The sequence below is a fragment of the Methylomonas sp. 2F7 genome (assembly GCF_057126975.1).
Genome location: NZ_CP195203.1, coordinates 444,551 through 462,331, shown reverse-complemented (window position 1 = coordinate 462,331; position 17,781 = coordinate 444,551). Strand labels below are relative to the sequence as shown.

At 54.0% G+C, this 17,781-nt stretch carries 11 protein-coding genes; 8 read left to right on the top strand and 3 right to left on the bottom strand.

Features of this window, described 5'->3' with window-relative positions; all coding sequences use genetic code 11:
- The first annotated feature begins 47 nt into the window (after positions 1-47).
- From ACR64Q_RS02200 to ACR64Q_RS02185, 4 genes are all read left to right on the top strand, one after another.
- On the top strand, positions 48-323 hold the full coding sequence (locus ACR64Q_RS02200) for a cupin domain-containing protein (RefSeq protein ID WP_020483279.1): 276 nt from the start codon (positions 48-50) through the stop codon (positions 321-323).
- A 114-nt stretch (positions 324-437) separates the two neighbouring features.
- Positions 438-1,652, top strand: coding sequence for an MdtA/MuxA family multidrug efflux RND transporter periplasmic adaptor subunit (locus ACR64Q_RS02195; RefSeq protein WP_409521152.1), 1,215 nt, complete (start codon positions 438-440; stop codon positions 1,650-1,652).
- A gap of 2 nt (positions 1,653-1,654) precedes the next feature.
- A complete protein-coding gene (locus tag ACR64Q_RS02190) occupies positions 1,655-4,777 on the top strand; it encodes an MdtB/MuxB family multidrug efflux RND transporter permease subunit (protein ID WP_313733436.1) in 3,123 nt (1,040 codons plus the stop codon).
- Positions 4,774-7,848 (top strand): multidrug efflux RND transporter permease subunit, encoded by a 3,075-nt coding sequence (locus ACR64Q_RS02185; protein ID WP_313733434.1) that lies wholly within the window; start codon positions 4,774-4,776, stop codon positions 7,846-7,848. The genes ACR64Q_RS02190 and ACR64Q_RS02185 overlap by 4 nt, the downstream gene beginning before the upstream one ends.
- Here the strand turns inward: ACR64Q_RS02185 and ACR64Q_RS02180 are convergent.
- The 3 genes from ACR64Q_RS02180 to ACR64Q_RS02170 all read right to left on the bottom strand — a co-directional run bounded on the left by ACR64Q_RS02180 (position 7,835) and on the right by ACR64Q_RS02170 (position 12,684).
- On the bottom strand, positions 7,835-10,714 hold the full coding sequence (locus tag ACR64Q_RS02180) for an EAL domain-containing protein (RefSeq protein ID WP_313733433.1): 2,880 nt from the start codon (positions 10,712-10,714) through the stop codon (positions 7,835-7,837). The genes ACR64Q_RS02185 and ACR64Q_RS02180 overlap by 14 nt on opposite strands.
- A gap of 15 nt (positions 10,715-10,729) precedes the next feature.
- The gene (locus ACR64Q_RS02175) at positions 10,730-11,206 is read right to left on the bottom strand and encodes a type IV pilin protein (RefSeq protein WP_313733432.1); all 477 of its coding nucleotides are present in this window, start codon (positions 11,204-11,206) and stop codon (positions 10,730-10,732) included.
- Between the two features lie 152 nt (positions 11,207-11,358).
- A complete protein-coding gene (locus tag ACR64Q_RS02170) occupies positions 11,359-12,684 on the bottom strand; it encodes a cyclic di-GMP phosphodiesterase (protein WP_026603357.1) in 1,326 nt (441 codons plus the stop codon).
- Positions 12,685-13,243: 559 nt separating this feature from the next.
- Here ACR64Q_RS02170 and nifH point away from each other — a divergent pair.
- The 4 genes from nifH to nifT all read left to right on the top strand — a co-directional run bounded on the left by nifH (position 13,244) and on the right by nifT (position 17,778).
- Positions 13,244-14,128 carry a nitrogenase iron protein gene (gene nifH, locus ACR64Q_RS02165; RefSeq protein WP_026146987.1) on the top strand — a complete coding sequence of 295 codons (885 nt, stop codon included), beginning with the start codon at positions 13,244-13,246 and terminating at the stop codon, positions 14,126-14,128.
- 103 nt (positions 14,129-14,231) lie between these two features.
- Complete coding sequence (gene nifD / locus ACR64Q_RS02160) at positions 14,232-15,713, top strand: nitrogenase molybdenum-iron protein alpha chain (RefSeq protein WP_020483286.1); 1,482 nt, start codon at positions 14,232-14,234, stop codon at positions 15,711-15,713.
- 148 nt (positions 15,714-15,861) lie between these two features.
- Entirely contained in the window at positions 15,862-17,445 is a 1,584-nt protein-coding gene (nifK, locus tag ACR64Q_RS02155) for a nitrogenase molybdenum-iron protein subunit beta (protein ID WP_020483287.1), read from the top strand.
- 111 nt (positions 17,446-17,556) lie between these two features.
- Complete coding sequence (nifT, locus tag ACR64Q_RS02150; protein ID WP_020483288.1) at positions 17,557-17,778, top strand: putative nitrogen fixation protein NifT; 222 nt, start codon at positions 17,557-17,559, stop codon at positions 17,776-17,778.
- Positions 17,779-17,781: the final 3 nt, after the last annotated feature.

Sequence of the window (17,781 nt, the reverse complement as noted above, 5' to 3'; positions counted from 1 at the left end):
AATGCTAAAATTCGCCGCTCGATCAACTTCATTCAAACAGGAAACCCATGAGCCAAATTACCGTCGAACATAACCCTAGCGAAGAACGTTTACAGGAGCTGGGCGTATCAAGCTGGCCGATCTGGGAAAAAGAAATTTCCACATTCACCATCGATTTCGACGAAACCGAGACCGCTTATGTACTGGAAGGCGAAATCATCGTCACCCCTGTCGGCGGCGAGCCGGTGCGGATTTTACCGGGCGACTTGGTCATGTTCCACGAAGGCCTGGATAGTCATTGGGAAGTGGTCAAGCCCTTGCGCAAACACTACCACTACGATTGATCGTCGCCACATCGGTCGACAATCCGAAAAAGGCATCTTCAGGATGCCTTTTTTAGTTGTGCCGGTAGACTTGGCTAACTGGCACGATGCCAGACTCCACTTACTGATATTCGCATGGCTATGAACAAGGATCAGGATTTTTCCGCATTACCGCGGAGGTCGCGCTGGCGCTGGGCGTTAGTATTCGCATTGCTTGCTGCGGTAGGCGGCTATTATTTGCATCGCGCCAGCCAGCAAAATCAGGAAAACAAGGATGCACGCAGTAACCCCTATGAAAACACCCCGGTCAGCGTGGCCATAGCACTGACCCGACAAGGCGACCTACCGATTTACCTGAACGGCCTGGGCTCGGTCACCCCGCTGCACACTGTTACGGTGCGCTCACGGGTCGATGGCGAACTGATCCGGGTAGCCTTTACCGAGGGTCAAGCGGTTAAGCAAGGCGAGCTGCTCGCCGAAATCGATCCCCGCCCTTATCAAGTGGCCGTGCAACAAGCCGAAGGCCAGTTGCTGCGCGACGAAGCGCTGCTGAAAAACGCCGAAATTGACCAGGACCGCTACCAAACCTTGCTGGAGCAAGACTCCATCGCCGCCCAACAAACCGCCACCCAGGCTGCGCTGGTCAAACAATATCGCGGCACCGTCGAAATCGACCGCGCCCAACTCGACAACGCCAAACTGCAACTCAGTTACGCCCACATCACCGCGCCGGTCAGCGGCCGCATCGGACTGCGCCTGGTCGATCAGGGCAACATGGTCCGCGCCGGCGACGTGAACGGTCTGGCGGTGATTACCCAAGTCCAGCCTATCTCGGTGGTATTCACCCTACCGGAAGACGACATACCGGCGGTGATGCGGCGCTGGCGCTCCGGCGACACGCTAGTCATCGACGCTTACGACCGGACCGGCCAGCAAAAATTGGCCAGCGGCAAACTAATGGCGGTGGACAATCAGATCGACGCCAGCACCGGCACCTTGAAATTAAAAGCCCAGTTCGATAACGAAGATCGCACCTTATTCGCTAACCAGTTCGTCAACGTCAAAATGCGCCTGGACACCTTGCGCACCGCCACCTTGGCGCCTAGCGCAGCGATCCAGCACGGCGCCAACGGTGCGTTTGTGTATCTGGTGAAGGACGACAACAGCATCACGGTACGGCGGGTAAAAATCGGACTGGCGGACGGCGAAACCGTCGCTATCCTGGAAGGTCTGGCACCGAACGACAAGCTAGTAATCGACGGCGCCGACAAGCTGCGCGAAGGCAGCCAAGTTAAGGTCATCGATAAAACCAAGCCGGCCGCTCCCAGCCCCGGCAAACCCGCCAACTGAACATGGCCGCCGAGCAAAACCCGCTTACCGGCTTCAACCCTTCACGACACTTTATTCTGCGCCCGGTCGCCACCTCCTTGCTGATGGTGGCGCTGCTGCTGGCCGGGATTTTGACTTACCGTTTATTACCGATTTCCGCATTGCCGCAAGTCGATTACCCGACCATCCAGGTTACTACGCTCTACCCCGGCGCCAGCCCGGAAGTGATGACTTCGGCAATCACCGCTCCACTGGAACGCCAATTCGGGCAGATGCCTGGTCTGCGGCAGATGTCCTCGACCAGCTCCGGCGGCGCCTCGGTGGTGACGCTGCAATTCGATCTGGAACTGGATTTGGACATCGCCGAACAAACCGTACAAGCGGCGATCAATGCGGCCAACAATTTCCTACCCAACGACCTGCCGCTGCCGCCGATCTACAACAAGGTTAACCCAGCGGACGCGCCGATTTTGACGCTGGCAATCACCTCGTCCAGCCTGCCTTTACCTAAAGTCCAGGATTTGGTCGATACCCGCCTGGCGCAGAAAATTGCCCAACTGCCGGGCGTCGGCTTGGTCAGCATCAGCGGCGGCCAGCGGCCGGCGGTCAGGATCCAAGCCAACCACCAAGCCCTAGCCGCCTATGGCCTGAGCCTAGAAGACCTGCGCAGCGCAATCGCCGCCGCCAACGTTAACCAACCCAAGGGCATGTTCGACGGCCCGCAGCGCTCGGCCATCATCGACAACAACGATCAACTCCGCTCCGCAGCCGAATACCGAGACTTGGTGGTAGCTTACCGCAACGGCGCGCCGGTGCGCCTTGCCGAAGTGGCCGACGCGGTGGACGCGGCCGAAAACGTCAAGCTGGCGGCCTGGGCCAACGATAGCGCCGCCGTCATCGTCAATATCCAGCGCCAACCCGGCGCCAATGTCATCGAGGTGGTGGATCGCATCAACAAACTACTGCCGCAATTACGCGCGACATTGCCAAGTTCGGTCGAAGTGCTGCCATTAACCGACCGCACCGTGACCATCCGCGCCTCGGTGCATGATGTGCAGTTCGAACTAATGCTGGCCGTGGCGCTGGTGGTGATGGTGATTTTTCTATTCCTGCGCAACCTGCCGGCCACCGTCATCCCGGCCGTCGCGGTACCGCTGTCGCTAGTCGGCACTTTTGCGGTGATGCATTTGGCTGGATTCAGCATCAACAATCTGACCTTGATGGCGCTGACTATCGCCAGCGGGTTCGTGGTGGACGACGCCATCGTGGTTATTGAAAACATCTCCCGCTATCTGGAGCGCGGCGAATCGGCCTTGCAGGCTGCCTTGAAAGGCTCGGAGCAGATCGGCTTCACCATCATTTCCCTGACTGTTTCGCTGGTGGCGGTGCTGATTCCGCTGCTGTTCATGGGGGACGTGGTCGGCCGTTTGTTCCGCGAGTTTGCTATCACCTTAGCGGTGGCGATTCTAATCTCGGCGGTGGTGTCGCTGACTTTGACGCCGATGATGTGCGCGAAGATGTTGCGGCCGCTTCAGGCCGACCATGAAAAACGAGACGACTTCATCGCCAAAGTCATCGCCGGCTATGGCCGCAGCCTGGAATGGGTACTAAAGCGGCAAGGCCTGACGCTGCTGATCGCCATTGCCACATTGGCACTGACCGTGTTGTTATACATCGCCATGCCTAAAGGCCTGTTCCCCATCCAGGACACCGGCCTGATTCAAGGCATCTCCGAGGCACCGCCCAGCATTTCCTTCGCGGCGATGGCCGAACGCCAGCAAGCCATGGCCAAACAGATATTAGCCGACCCGGCAGTCGCCAGCCTATCGTCTTTCATAGGTGTGGATGGCAGCAACTCGACATTGAACAGCGGCCGCTTCCTGATCAACCTCAAGCCCCAAGCCCAACGCGACAGCGCCACGGCGGTGATCGAACGTTTAAGGCCACGTCTGGCCGAAGTGCCGGGTATCTCGGTTTATCTGCAACCGGTGCAAGACATGACCTTGGAAAATAAAGTCAGCCGCACCCAATTTCAATTTACCTTGCAGACCGTCGATCTGGCAGAACTGAACCGCTGGACCCAGCGTCTGGTCGAGCGCATGCGCCAAGTTCCCGGCATCGTCGATGCCGCCAGCGACGTGCAGGATCAAGGCCTGCAAGCGTATATCGAAATCGACCGCGCCAGCGCCAGCCGCTTGGGCGTCAGCACCGCCGACATCGACAACGCCTTATACAACGCCTTTGGCCAACGCCTGGTCTCGACCATCTTCACCCAGTCCAATCAATACCGGGTGGTGCTGGAAGTGGACCCAAAGCAGCAGAGCGGCCCGGAAGCCTTGCAGCAATTGCGCATTCCTTCCAGCAACGGCACTCAGGTACCTCTATCGGCCTTGGCGACCGTATCCGAACGGCAAACCGCGCTGGCCATCAACCACCTAGATCAGTTCCCCGCCGCGACGATTTCCTTCAATCTGGCGCTGGGCACTGCGTTGGGCGATGCGATTAAAGCCATCGAGCAAGCCAAGCAAGACATTGGTTTACCACTGGCGGTGCAAGCCGATTACCAAGGCGCGGCATTGGCATTTAACGCCTCGCTGAGCGGCACACTATGGCTGATTCTGGCGGCTATTGTCACGGTGTATATCGTGCTGGGCGTGCTGTACGAGAGTTATATTCATCCGATCACGATACTTTCCACGCTGCCTTCGGCCGGGGTCGGCGCGTTGCTGGCCTTGCAACTGTCCGGCAATGATCTGGGCATCATCGCCGTAATCGGCATTGTGCTGCTGATCGGCATCGTGAAGAAAAACGCGATCATGATGATAGACTTTGCCTTGGAAGCCGAGCGCAAGCAAGGCCTGCCGCCACGTGAAGCCATTTTCCAGGCCTGCCTGCTACGTTTCCGGCCGATATTGATGACCACGCTAGCGGCCTTACTAGGCGCCCTGCCCTTGATGCTGGGCAGCGGCGTTGGCTCCGAATTGCGCCATCCCTTGGGCATCAGCATGGTCGGCGGCTTGTTGGTTAGCCAATTGTTGACGCTGTACACCACCCCGGTGATCTACTTGAGCCTGGACCGGCTGGCCCGCCGGTTGCGCGGCGCGGCCGAATCGACTTTAGCCGATAACGGCGATAGCCAGCCGTGAACATCTCGGCGCTGTTCATCTATCGGCCGGTCGCCACCACGCTGCTGACCGTTGGCCTGGCGCTGGCCGGCATCATCGCCTTTCTGCAACTGCCGGTCGCGCCCTTGCCGCAAGTGGACTTCCCGACTATTTCGGTATCCGCCAATCTGCCCGGCGCCAGCCCGGAAACCATGGCCGCCACCGTCGCCACCCCGCTGGAACGGGCGTTGGGCCGCATCGCCGGCATCAGCGAAATGACCTCGGCCAGTTCGCTGGGTTCGACCCGGATAACCTTGCAGTTCGATTTAAATCGCGACATAGACGGTGCGGCCCGCGACGTACAAGCCGCAATCAATACCGCCAGCAGTTTGCTGCCCAGCAACCTGCCCAACCGGCCCAATTACCGCAAAGTCAATCCGGCCGATTCGCCGATTCTGATTCTGGCGCTCACCTCCACCACCCTCAGCCGTGGCCAGATGTACGACGCCGCCTCGACGATATTGGCGCAGAAAATCAGCCAGCTACCCGGCATCGGCCAAGTCAATGTCGGCGGCAGTTCCTTACCGGCGGTACGGGTGGAACTCAACCCCGACGCGTTGGCGCAATACGGCATAGGCCTGGATCAGGTCGCCAAGACCATCAACGCCAGCAACGCCAACCGGCCCAAAGGCGCGCTGGAACGCGGCGAGCGACATTGGCAAATCCACGCCAACGATCAGGCCGAACATGCCGCCGACTACCTGCCGCTGATCGTTGCTTACCGCAATGGCGCGCCGGTGCGCATCGCCGACTTGGGTACGGCAGTGGATTCGGTGGAAGATCTGCGCAGCACCGGTCTAAAAAACGGCGAACCGGCGGTACTGCTGATCGTCAATAAACAGCCGGGCGCCAATATCATCGACACCGTCGAACACGTCAAAGCCATGCTGCCGCAATTGCGGGCGCTGTTGCCGGCGGCGATGGAATTATCGATTGTCTCGGATCGCTCGCAAACCATCCGCGCTTCGGTCGATGAAGTCGAGCGCAGCCTATTGATCGCGGTGGTGCTGGTGATTCTGGTGGTATTGCTGTTTCTGCGCCGGCTGCGCTCGACTCTGATCCCGATTATCGCCGTGCCGGTATCGCTGATCGGCGCCTGCGCGGTGATGTATTTATGCGATTACAGCCTGGACAATTTGTCGTTGATGGCTTTGACCATCGCCACCGGTTTTGTCGTGGATGACGCAATCGTGGTACTGGAAAACAGCAGCCGGCATATCGAAAACGGCGTGCCGCCATTCCAGGCGGCGTTGCGCGGCGCCGGCGAGGTTGGTTTTACCGTGCTGGCGATGAGTTTGTCGCTAATCGCAGTATTCACGCCGATATTGTTGATGGGCGGCATCGTCGGCCGGCTGTTTCGGGAGTTTGCCGTGACCTTGTCGGCAGCAGTGCTGGTGTCGCTGGTGGTGTCCTTGACCGTCACGCCGATGCTTTGCGCCCGCTGGCTGGAGCCGGAAGCACAACGCCGGCCCAATCGGTTGTCGGCTTGGATTGAATTGCAGTTCCAGCGCCTTCACAACGGCTATCGCCGCAGTTTAAGCTGGGCCCTGCACCATCCTAAGCTGATGCTGATAGTGCTGCTGGCTTGCATCGGCTTGAATGTTTATCTGTACATCATCGTGCCGAAAGGCTTTTTCCCGGTGCAGGACAATGGCCGGCTCAGCGGCACCATCCAGGCCGACCAGAGCATTTCTTTCCAGGCCATGCAGACCAAGTTACATGATTTTGTCGATATTTTACGGCAAGACTCCGCCGTCACTGCGGTGGTCGGCTTTGCCGGCGGCATGCAAAACACCAATTCCGGCTTGATGTTTGCGGTACTCAAGCCACCCGAGCAGCGTGACGCACCAATAGCGGAAATCACCCAGCGGCTGCGGGAAAAACTGGCCGACGAACCCGGCGCCAGCCTGTTTTTGCAGCCGGTACAAGATTTACGTATCGGCGGTCGCGGCTCGGCGGCCATGTACGAATTTGCCTTGCAATCCGAAGACTTGAGCCTGCTGCGCGAATGGACGCCCAAAATTGTCGCGGCGCTGCGCAAGCGGCCGGAACTGACCGACGTCAACACCAATCAGCAAGATAAGGGCCGGCAAATAGCGCTGGTAGTGGACCGGGATAAAGCCTCCAGCTTGGGCGTCAGTCAGTTGGCCATCGATACGGCACTGAACAACGCTTTCGGTCAACGCCAAGTCTCGGTGATTTACAAGCCGCTGAACCAATACCGGGTGGTGATGGAATTGGCACCCGAATACTGGCAAGACCCGCGCACCCTGCAACAGTTGTATGTCAGTGCCAACACCGGCAAGCAGATTCCGCTGGCCACGCTGGCCAGCTTCCGGACCAGCAACGCGCCGCTGACCATCAATCATCAAGGCCAGTTTGCCGCCGCCACCGTGTCGTTTAACTTAATGCCCGGCACTTCGCTGTCCACCGCCACGCAACTGATCGAGCAAACCCTGCGCGACCTCGGTACGCCGGCCGCGGTGCGCGGCAGTTTCCAGGGCTCGGCCAAGGCTTTTCAGGAATCGTTACGTAACCAACCCTGGCTGATTGCCGCAGCGCTGTTGAGCATTTACATCGTACTGGGCATACTCTACGAAAGCTACATTCATCCGCTGACCATATTATCCACCCTGCCCTCGGCCGGGGTCGGCGCCCTGCTGGCCCTGCTGGCCTGCGATACCGAATTCAGCATCATCGCCTTGATCGGCGTAATTTTGCTGATCGGCATCGTCAAGAAGAACGCGATCATGATGATCGATTTTGCGCTGGACGCCGAGCGCCACCATGGCCTGAGCGCTGAGGAAGCGATATTCCAAGCCTGTCTATTGCGTTTCCGGCCGATCATGATGACCACGCTGGCGGCGATGCTGGGCGCGCTGCCTTTGGCCTTGGGTTCGGGTTACGGCGCGGAATTGCGCCAGCCTTTGGGGATTTCCATCGTCGGCGGTTTGATTTTCAGCCAATTGCTGACGCTGTATACCACGCCGGTGGTTTATCTGTATCTGGATGGATTGAGCGCCTGGGGCCGCCGCTTGTTTAGCTGGAACTAATAGCCGGCTGTTTTGCGCCACGTTTAAGCGCGTCGGCCTGCAACAAGCTTAAAAATTCGTCGTTAGGTACGGGCCGGCTGAATAAATAGCCCTGAAATAAGCCGCAGTGATGTTGTTTCAATAACTCAAGTTGCGCTGCGGTTTCGACGCCCTCGGCGATAGTCTCCATACCCAAGCCGTCGGCAAGCGCCAGAATAGCGCGGACAATAGCCGTACTACTGTCATCGTTTTCCAGCTGCCTGACAAACGATTGATCGATCTTCAGCACATCTAGCGGCAATTCTTTTAGGTAAGACAGCGAAGAGAAACCGGTACCGAAATCGTCCATGGACAGGGTCAGTCCCAGCGCTTTCAAATGATGCATGCGTTCGATACAGGCTTTGATATCGCCGATAGCCACCGATTCAGTGAGTTCCAGTTCGATGAACTTAGGATCCACAGCGGTTCTGTTCAAAACGGCCGCGATTTTCTCGACTAATTCGGGGTGCTTAAAATCGACAGCGGAAAGATTCACGGAAATCCGCAACGGCCCGAGGCCTTGGGCGTGGCAAGCGTTCACCCACAAACAGGTTTGCTCCAACACCCAGTCGCTGATATCCACAATCAAACTGGTTTGCTCGGCCAACGGAATGAATTTGGCCGGCGAAATCATGCCCAGCTCGGTGTGCCGCCAGCGGATCAACGCTTCGGCGCCGACGATACGGCCATCCCAATCGACCTTGGGTTGGTAAAACACCAGTAATTCATTTCTGCCGATTGCGCCGCGCAGCTCTTGTTCCAGCTTGATATTTTCCAGAGCCGCCGCATTCAGTTCCGGCGAATAAAACCGGAAATTGGCGCGCCCCTCGCTCTTGGCGTGGTACATGGCGGCATCGGCATTCTTCAGTAAATCCGGCACGTTGTCGGCATCATCGGGAAACAAGGCAATACCGATACTCGTGGTCACGGTCATGGGCAGACCTGCCACCGTGACGGGTTGCTTCAGCGCGCTAAGGATTTTCTCGGCAACAGCGCTGACGAACGCGGCCGGATTATGCTGAGTATGCAATTCGCCAATCACGATCACGAATTCGTCGCCGCCCAATCTGACCACCAGATCGGTGGCTCTGACGCAATTGAGGAAAATGCCCGCCACCTGGCGCAGCAATTCGTCGCCAGCGGAGTGCCCCAAAGAATCGTTGACGTTTTTGAAGCGGTCCAAGTCCATAAAAAACACCGCCAGTTGTGCGTCATCGCGTCTGGCCCGCGCGATTTCTTGCCCCAACCTGTCATGCAGCACCAAGCGATTGGGCAGCCCGGTCAAGGAATCGTAATGGGCATGCTGGTACAGCTTCTCTTCCCAGGCGGCATTGGACAGCGCGACAGCGATGCGGTCGCCAAAGCTGATGGCCGCGTTACGCGATTCCGGTGGAATCCGTTTCGGCGCCTGATAACCCAAGCAAATAATCGACGCCAGTGCGCCATTGACATGAACGGGAACGACCAAATAGCGCCATGCGCCGGACACGCCGAATACCTGCAAATACTCGGACATTTGCTCGTCGTCATTAGCAATCTCCAGAGCCCCGTTTTGCATGGCGCGCAAATCCGCCACATCCTGTTGGTTCAAAATCACCGGCTCGGCTAATATTTCGCTATTTTGTCCACGGCGTCGCACCCGAATATCGTTGGCGATACCGATATCGGGATTGACGGCGGCGATGGAAATCAAATCGCAAAACAATATGCTGGGCAAGCGATTCAGCGCAGTGTCGATAATATCTTCGGCATTTAATGCAGAGAGAATATGACGGTCGATTTCGGCCATGGTGGCGAGAATATCGAACTGGCTGCGCAAGCGGCGCGTCATTTCGTTAAACGAATCCGCCAACTCTTCAAATTCATCGTGGCTATCGATAGTGACACGGCATTCCAGATCGCCCTCGGCAACCCTATGGGTGCCTAGTTTCAGGCGTTCGAGTGGGGTCAGATATTTAACAATTAAGCGGCTGCTCAAATACACGACAATCAGCACCGCGAGCAGGATGACCGGCGGGTAAATCATACTAAACTGCCTGATTGCCGCGAACGCCAGCGATTCCGGCTGACTTTGCACGATGATCAGGTCCGGACCGAAAAACAAAGTTGCGACCGGCAGCTTCCAATACGCCCCAAGATAAGCTTCGTCGGCCTTTTGCCACGAGAAGCGGCCGCTATTGGCTTGTGCCACTTGCGCCCTAAGTTCGGGGGATGGATCGAAATTCTGCTCCAGCGCGAACAGCATCCGCACCGAATCTGCGGCCATCACCCACAGCAGATTGTTGGGATCGATAGTTTCGGAATTCCATAACAAGTCCGGTTTCAATTCGGCCATCAGGATGCCGGCTTTCGGTGAGTTTTCGACCAGATTGATGGCCATCCACAAACGATTATCCTCAAGCCGCTGACCACTCACCGGTTTAATCAGCGTTTTCCCGACCAGAATCTGCGCAAGCTCTTCTGCCGTCAGGGTCGGTATCGCCGCATTGTCTCGGGACAATGCGGATGGTTGACCATCGGCACGGAGCACTGCCAACCCGGTGAACTGGCCTTGCAGCCATTGTTCGCCGGCCAACGCCACAGGTTTATCATCCTTGTTGGATTTATGAATTTTCAAGGCCGCCAGTCGCAGAGAGTTTTCGGCAAACAGCAAACGGCTGACCAATCCGTAGGCGTAATCCTTACACCCTCTCTGCAATGCCTTGGCAGTCTGCTCTTGCAACTGCTGCTTCACTTGTTGAAAGGAAAGGACACCCAAAATAGCGATGGGGATCAGCGCGGCCAGTACGAAAGAAAATAGAATGCGGCGGGCAACCTTACTACCGCTAAAAGACAGCTTGCGATCCATTACTAGTGGCTTCTCTCAGAAATCCGCCGCCAAGCCGACGAAACCCCCATCTCGGGCCAGGATAATATCGTCCAGGCTTTCCCTCTGACTGATCTGCTTTTTGGTGTCGCCGTCCTTACCAAGGCTGTACAAATCGTATTTGGTATTGATTGGGTTAAGCGCGTGGTCTTTGCGCACATCGCCGTGGGTACCCGGACCACCCTCAATGATATTGAGATAAACATAATCTCTACCCCAAGGGTCCTTACCGTTGTTGGGAAGAACGGAGGTAATGTCGCTAAGCGCATTCGGGTAGTGAAATTCGCGGGTGTAGTAGCGTTCGATTTCAGTTTGTATGGCTAACAGATAGCTAATCGCAAGGTCGTTCTTACTTTTATCTATGTAACCGTTGTAGGCAGGTATGGCAATGGCGGTCAATACCGCCATGATGGCAACCGCCAACAGCATTTCCATCAGCGTAAATCCGTTGCCCATCAGGTTTTTTCTGTACATTGAATCCAAGACGCCAGAAGAAGATTTGTAGCCATAGATTGGCAAGCCGCGACAATCCAGACGATTTAGCCCATAAACAAACTGTGCCGATCCCGTCATCAGATGCCTCATTCTAGCAGAATCGCTCTAAACGTCCGGTTCGCTAAGGTGCCCTAGCGTTTGTCGTTAGCAAATCCCTTTTGCAATACGCCCTGTTGATAATATTTTTTGATGTCGATGTTGTAATCCTGAGCTTTGACTATCCCTTTGATAGTTAGCACCTTGCCGTGTTCGTCCAGCAGCATATCCGCAAGATTGACGATTCTTTCCGGAATCCGCTGTTTCTGCGCATCAAGCAGCATAATGACTTTGGGCCGCAGCTTCTGCAATTCGTTGACTTCCACCACAATCGCGATGTACCCATTGGTCATCATGACGATACTGCCGGGCGGATAAACCCCCAGACATTCTATAAATTTGATCACCAAACGCTCGTCCAGCTGAGAGCCGGCCATATTGGCCAGGATATTGGTCGCTTCCAGATGAGTCCGGCCTTTCTGATACACCCTGTCGCTGGTGATGGCATCGTACATATCAACGATGGTCACCATTCTAGTAAATAGCGAAATACCTCTTTCGCCGATTTGCCGTGGATAGCCTTTGCCGTCCAGGGTTTCATGGTGAGAATAGGCAGTGTCTATCGCCCCTGGATACATCTGATCGCTGGATTTGAGCAGTTCGTAGCCCAAGGCGGCATGCGAGCGCATAATCGCCAACTCGTCTGGTTCCAACTTGCCGGGCTTATTCAGAATATCCAAAGGCACCAGCATTTTACCCATGTCGTGCATCATCCCGCACAAGCCGACATTGTTGAGGTTGGCTACGGAAAAATTCAGGTACCGGCCCAATACAATCGCCAACGCGCAAACATTCAAACTATGTTGTGCGGTGTATTTGTCTTTGTTCTTCAGCTGATTCAGCCACAAAAAAGCATCCGGCGAATGCAAAATACTGTTAACGCATTGCGCCACCGCTTCTTTGGCAGCCTTAGTGTCTATGCCTTCGCCATTGGCGATGCGCTCCATAAAGTTGGATACCAACTGCCCCACTTCTTTATGAACGTGTTCGGCGCGCGCGAATTCTTTCTCAAAAACGCTTAATTTTGGCGGTGGCGGCGCACCAAAATCGATATTGCTTTCGCTTAGCAAACTATCCTGCGTGGTTTTAGCCTGGACCGGGCGCTTTCTTTTCCGGGTGGCGTCGATGTAGACGTACTGGCAGACATCTTTTACCGCGCGGATATCCGCTTCGGTTTCAAGTTCAAATCCTTGAAATAAGAACGGGCTCTCCAGCCAAGGCCGATCCAATTCGATGACATACATGCCGACGGTCAACTGGCTAACCGGCGTGTAGATGCGCTGATTGACATCGAAGGAATCATCCTTCTTGGTCTGATTTTTCAGCTTGCGGCGGAAAGGCCACCAATTCTTAAAAAACATACAAAGACAATATCATTATTAAATATTAGAAATACCGCATGGGTAACCGTTCCCAGGTAAAAAATGTGGCTGCAAACCGCCAGTTACAAGTCCTATGACAAAACCGGGTACACGCCTGCTTATGCCCGGCGCCCGAGATTGCCATCAATTATAGAGTGTGTAGCCGATTATTCTCCGACGTCGCCCGTGCAACGCGACAAACTCCCGTTATCGGCCCATAAATACCGTTCGCCTTAATGCGCTTGAGGGTACTGAATCTATCGAAGGGCTAACCAACTCGCTTCTACGAGCTCAGCGCGCGAGTGACAACCATTGAGAGACCGGGGCCATAATCCGAGGCTGATATGCGCCTATCCCCCGCCTCAATACAAAAACCCCGCGATTTATGTTGGTTAGATAACAGGCCTTACAAAGAATGTTGCTAATCCGACTATCGAAAAAGCCGGAAATATAATTTTTTATCTATATTTTTCAATGACTTAAAATGCATCAAAACTTTGGCACGGCCATTGCTCTTATCAGGTTGTTATTAACAACACCTACTCAAGAGGAGAAGATCATGGCGAAATTACGTCAATGTGCTATTTACGGTAAAGGTGGTATTGGTAAATCTACCACCACGCAAAACCTGGTTGCTGGCTTGGCAGAGCTTGGCAAAAAAGTAATGATCGTCGGTTGCGACCCTAAAGCCGATTCTACTCGTTTGATCCTGCATGCGAAAGCGCAAAACTCTATCATGCAAATGGCAGCCGACGCCGGCAGCGTAGAAGATTTGGAACTGGAAGACGTATTGAAAGTGGGTTACCGCGACATCAAATGCGTTGAGTCCGGCGGTCCAGAGCCTGGTGTAGGTTGCGCCGGCCGTGGTGTTATCACCGCGATCAACTTCTTGGAAGAAGAAGGCGCTTATACCGACGACCTAGACTTCGTATTCTACGATGTATTGGGTGACGTTGTATGCGGCGGTTTCGCGATGCCAATTCGTGAAAACAAAGCTCAAGAAATTTACATCGTGTGCTCAGGCGAGATGATGGCTATGTATGCTGCCAACAACATCGCTAAAGGTATCGTGAAATACGCTAACTCAGGCGGCGTACGTTTAGCCGGCTTGATCTGCAACTCACGTCAAACCGCTCGTGAAGACGAACTGATCATGGAATTGGCCAGAAAAATGGGCACTCACATGATCCACTTCGTACCACGTGACAACGTTGTACAACGCGCTGAAATTCGTCGTATGACAGTTATCGAGTACGAACCAGAAGCTAAACAAGCGCAAGAGTACCGCGACCTGGCGAACAAAATCATCGTCAACACAAACCTGGTTATTCCAACTCCAATCACTATGGATGAACTGGAAGACCTGTTGATGGAATTTGGCGTCATGGAAGAAGTGGATGAAAGCGTTGTTGGTGTAACCGCAGCAGCAGAAGCCACAGCTTAATCACTATGTAGGTTGGGTTGGCTATTAGCCGACCCAACTTGCTTTCGCATTGTTCCTAACAGGTCTGTGGGGGATTACCCACGACTACCAGGAGGATTTCATCATGGCAGCCATGACAAGAGAAGAGACCGAAGCGCTTATTCAAGAAGTGCTGGAAGTCTATCCCGAAAAAGCCAAAGCTGATCGCGCCAAACATTTGGCCATCAACGATCAAAGCTTGGAAAAATCAAATAAATGTATTACGTCCAACCGTAAATCCCTGCCGGGCGTCATGACCATCCGTGGTTGTGCTTATGCCGGTTCCAAAGGGGTGGTTTGGGGTCCTATTAAGGACATGATCCATATTTCACACGGCCCAGTTGGCTGTGGTCAATATTCCCGTGCCGGTCGCCGTAACTATTATGTAGGTACTACAGGCGTCAACACCTTTGGTACGATGAACTTTACCTCGGATTTTACCGAGAAAGACATCGTATTCGGCGGTGACAAAAAACTGGCCAAATGTATCGACGAAATCGAAACTTTGTTCCCGCTCAACAAAGGTATCTCCATTCAATCTGAGTGCCCAATCGGTTTGATCGGCGACGACATCGAAGCGGTTTCTAAAGTTAAAAACAAAGAGTACAACAAAACCATCGTGCCAGTGCGCTGCGAAGGCTTCCGTGGTGTATCTCAATCCTTGGGTCACCATATCGCTAACGACGCAATCCGTGACTGGGTTTTGGAAAACCGTGATGGCGACGAAAGCTTCCCAACCACTCCATACGACGTAGCCGTGATCGGCGACTACAACATCGGCGGCGATGCTTGGGCATCACGTACTTTGCTGGAAGAAATGGGTCTGCGCGTGGTTGCTCAATGGTCCGGCGACGGTACCATTGCCGAGATCGAAAAAACTCCAAAAGTGAAACTGAACCTGATTCACTGCTACCGTTCGATGAACTACATCGCGCGCCATATGGAAGAAAAGTACAACATCCCTTGGATCGAGTACAACTTCTTTGGCCCGACTAAAATCGCCGAGTCTTTGCGCAGAATCGCTGCTCACTTCGATGACACCATCAAAGAAGGTGCTGAGCGCGTAATCGAACGCTACAAAGCCGAATACGATGCAGTCATCGCTAAATACAAACCTCGCCTGGAAGGCAAACGCGTGATGTTATACATCGGCGGCTTGCGTCCTCGCCACGTGATCGGTGCCTACGAAGATTTGGGCATGGAAGTGGTCGGTACCGGTTACGAGTTCGGTCACAATGACGACTACGACCGTACCATTAAAGAAATGGGCAATGCGACATTGCTGTATGACGACGTCACCGGCTACGAATTCGAAGAGTTCGTGAAAAGAGTCCAACCTGACTTGGTCGGCTCCGGCATCAAGGAAAAATACATTTTCCAAAAAATGGGTGTGCCTTTCCGCCAAATGCACTCCTGGGATTACTCAGGCCCTTATCACGGCTACGACGGTTTTGCCATCTTCGCCCGCGATATGGACATGACCATCAACAACCCTTGCTGGAAAAGCTTCAAAGCGCCTTGGAAAACCGAGGCCACCGAAAGCGAACCCGTCAAAGCGGTTGCGTAATCCGTAAGGTGGGCAAAAGCCCAGCTTAATCCCGGCAAGGTGGGCTTGTGTCCACCTTACCAGGTGCCAAAATGTCGGTCGGGATTTCATTCCCGGCAAAATCCAATCAACGCCGGACCACAGATTAGTGGCGCGTTAGGAGATTATCATGAGCCAAAATGTCGATAAAATAGAACCCAGTTATCCTTTATTCAGAAACGACGAATATAAGGAGAGTCTGGCCAATAAACGCGAACAGTACGAAGAACGTCATCCACAAGACACGATAGACGAAGTATTCCAATGGACGACCACCAAGGAATACCAAGAACTGAACTTCCAACGCGAAGCGATTACTGTTAACCCTGCAAAAGCTTGCCAACCTTTGGGCGCGGTACTGTGCGCACTGGGTTTCGAAAAAACCATGCCTTATGTGCACGGTTCGCAAGGTTGCGTGGCTTACTTCCGTACTTACTTCAACCGTCATTTCAAAGAGCCTATCTCTTGCGTATCTGACTCGATGACTGAAGACGCGGCGGTATTCGGCGGTCAGAAAAACATGTTCGCCGGTTTGGAAAACGCGAAAGCCTTGTACAAACCTACCATGATCGCGGTATCGACCACCTGTATGGCGGAAGTTATCGGTGACGACTTGAACGCGTTCATCAACAACGCCAAAAAAGAAGGTCACGTCGATCAAGACTACCCTGTACCATTTGCACATACCCCTAGCTTCGTTGGTAGCCATACCACTGGTTGGGACAATATGTTCGAAGGCATTGCCCGCTACTTCACCCTTGAGAAAGGTGTGATGCCTGAAGGTAAATACGAAGTTGGCAGTAACAACAAAATCAACTTAGTCCCTGGCTTTGAAACCTATTTGGGCAACTTCCGCGTCATTCACCGGATGCTGAACGAAATGGGCGTCGACCATACCTTGTTGAGCGATCCTACCGAAGTATTGGATACGCCTGCTGACGGTCACTTCAACATGTATGCCGGCGGCACCACCATTGATGAAGTCAAAGACGCGCCGAATGCGATTACGACCATTCTGTTGCAACCTTGGCAATTGGAAAAAACCAAAAAATTCTTGGAAACCAGTTGGAAACATGACGCGCCTAAGCTGAACATCCCAATGGGCTTGGAGTGGACCGACCAGTTCCTGATGAAAATCTCCGAACTGACCGGCAAACCGATTCCAAAATCTCTGGAAGTTGAACGCGGCCGTTATGTTGATATGATGACCGACTCCCACGCTTGGTTACACGGCAAAAAGTTTGCTTTGTACGGCGACGCGGACTTTGCTTTGGGTATGACCAAATTCCTGCTGGAAATGGGCGCCGAGGTAACAGACGTGTTAGTCAACCACGCGAACAAACGTTACAAAAAAGCGGTTGAAGAAGTGTTGAAAGCCTCTCCATATGGTCAAACCGCGACTGTTCATATCGGCAAAGACTTGTGGCACTTCCGTTCATTGATGTTCACCAACAAACCGGACTTCATGATCGGCAACTCCTACGGTAAATTTATCCAACGCGACACCTTCTACAAAGGCGAAGAGTTCGAAGTACCGTTGATCCGCATCGGTTTCCCCATCTTTGATCGTCACCATCTGCACCGGATGACGACTTTGGGTTACGAAGGCGGTATGTATCTGCTGACCACCATCGTCAACGCCTTGTTGGAACAGCTGGATAAAGAAACCAAAGGTATGGGAACCACCGACTACAACTACGATTTGATTCGTTAATGTAGCCTGGGATACGCTGAGCCTAATCACAGCGTATCCCAACATTTCAAAGCCCTCGTGTCGGGTTACGCCTAGCGCCTAACCCGACCTACTCTTGTCTGGAGAATCCCAATGCCTAGCGTCATGCTCAGGAAACGCGAAGACGGCAAATTGCTGTTCTATATTGCCAAAAAAGACCTGGAAGAAACCATCGAATCCTTAGAATTCGACAGCGCCGATAAATGGGGCGGCGAAGTGGTTTTGGGTGACGGATCCAAATATTACTTTGATCCATTGTCACCTCCGCCTAAAATCCCTACGACGTTACAAGCTAAACGGTTATCGGAGGAATAAAGC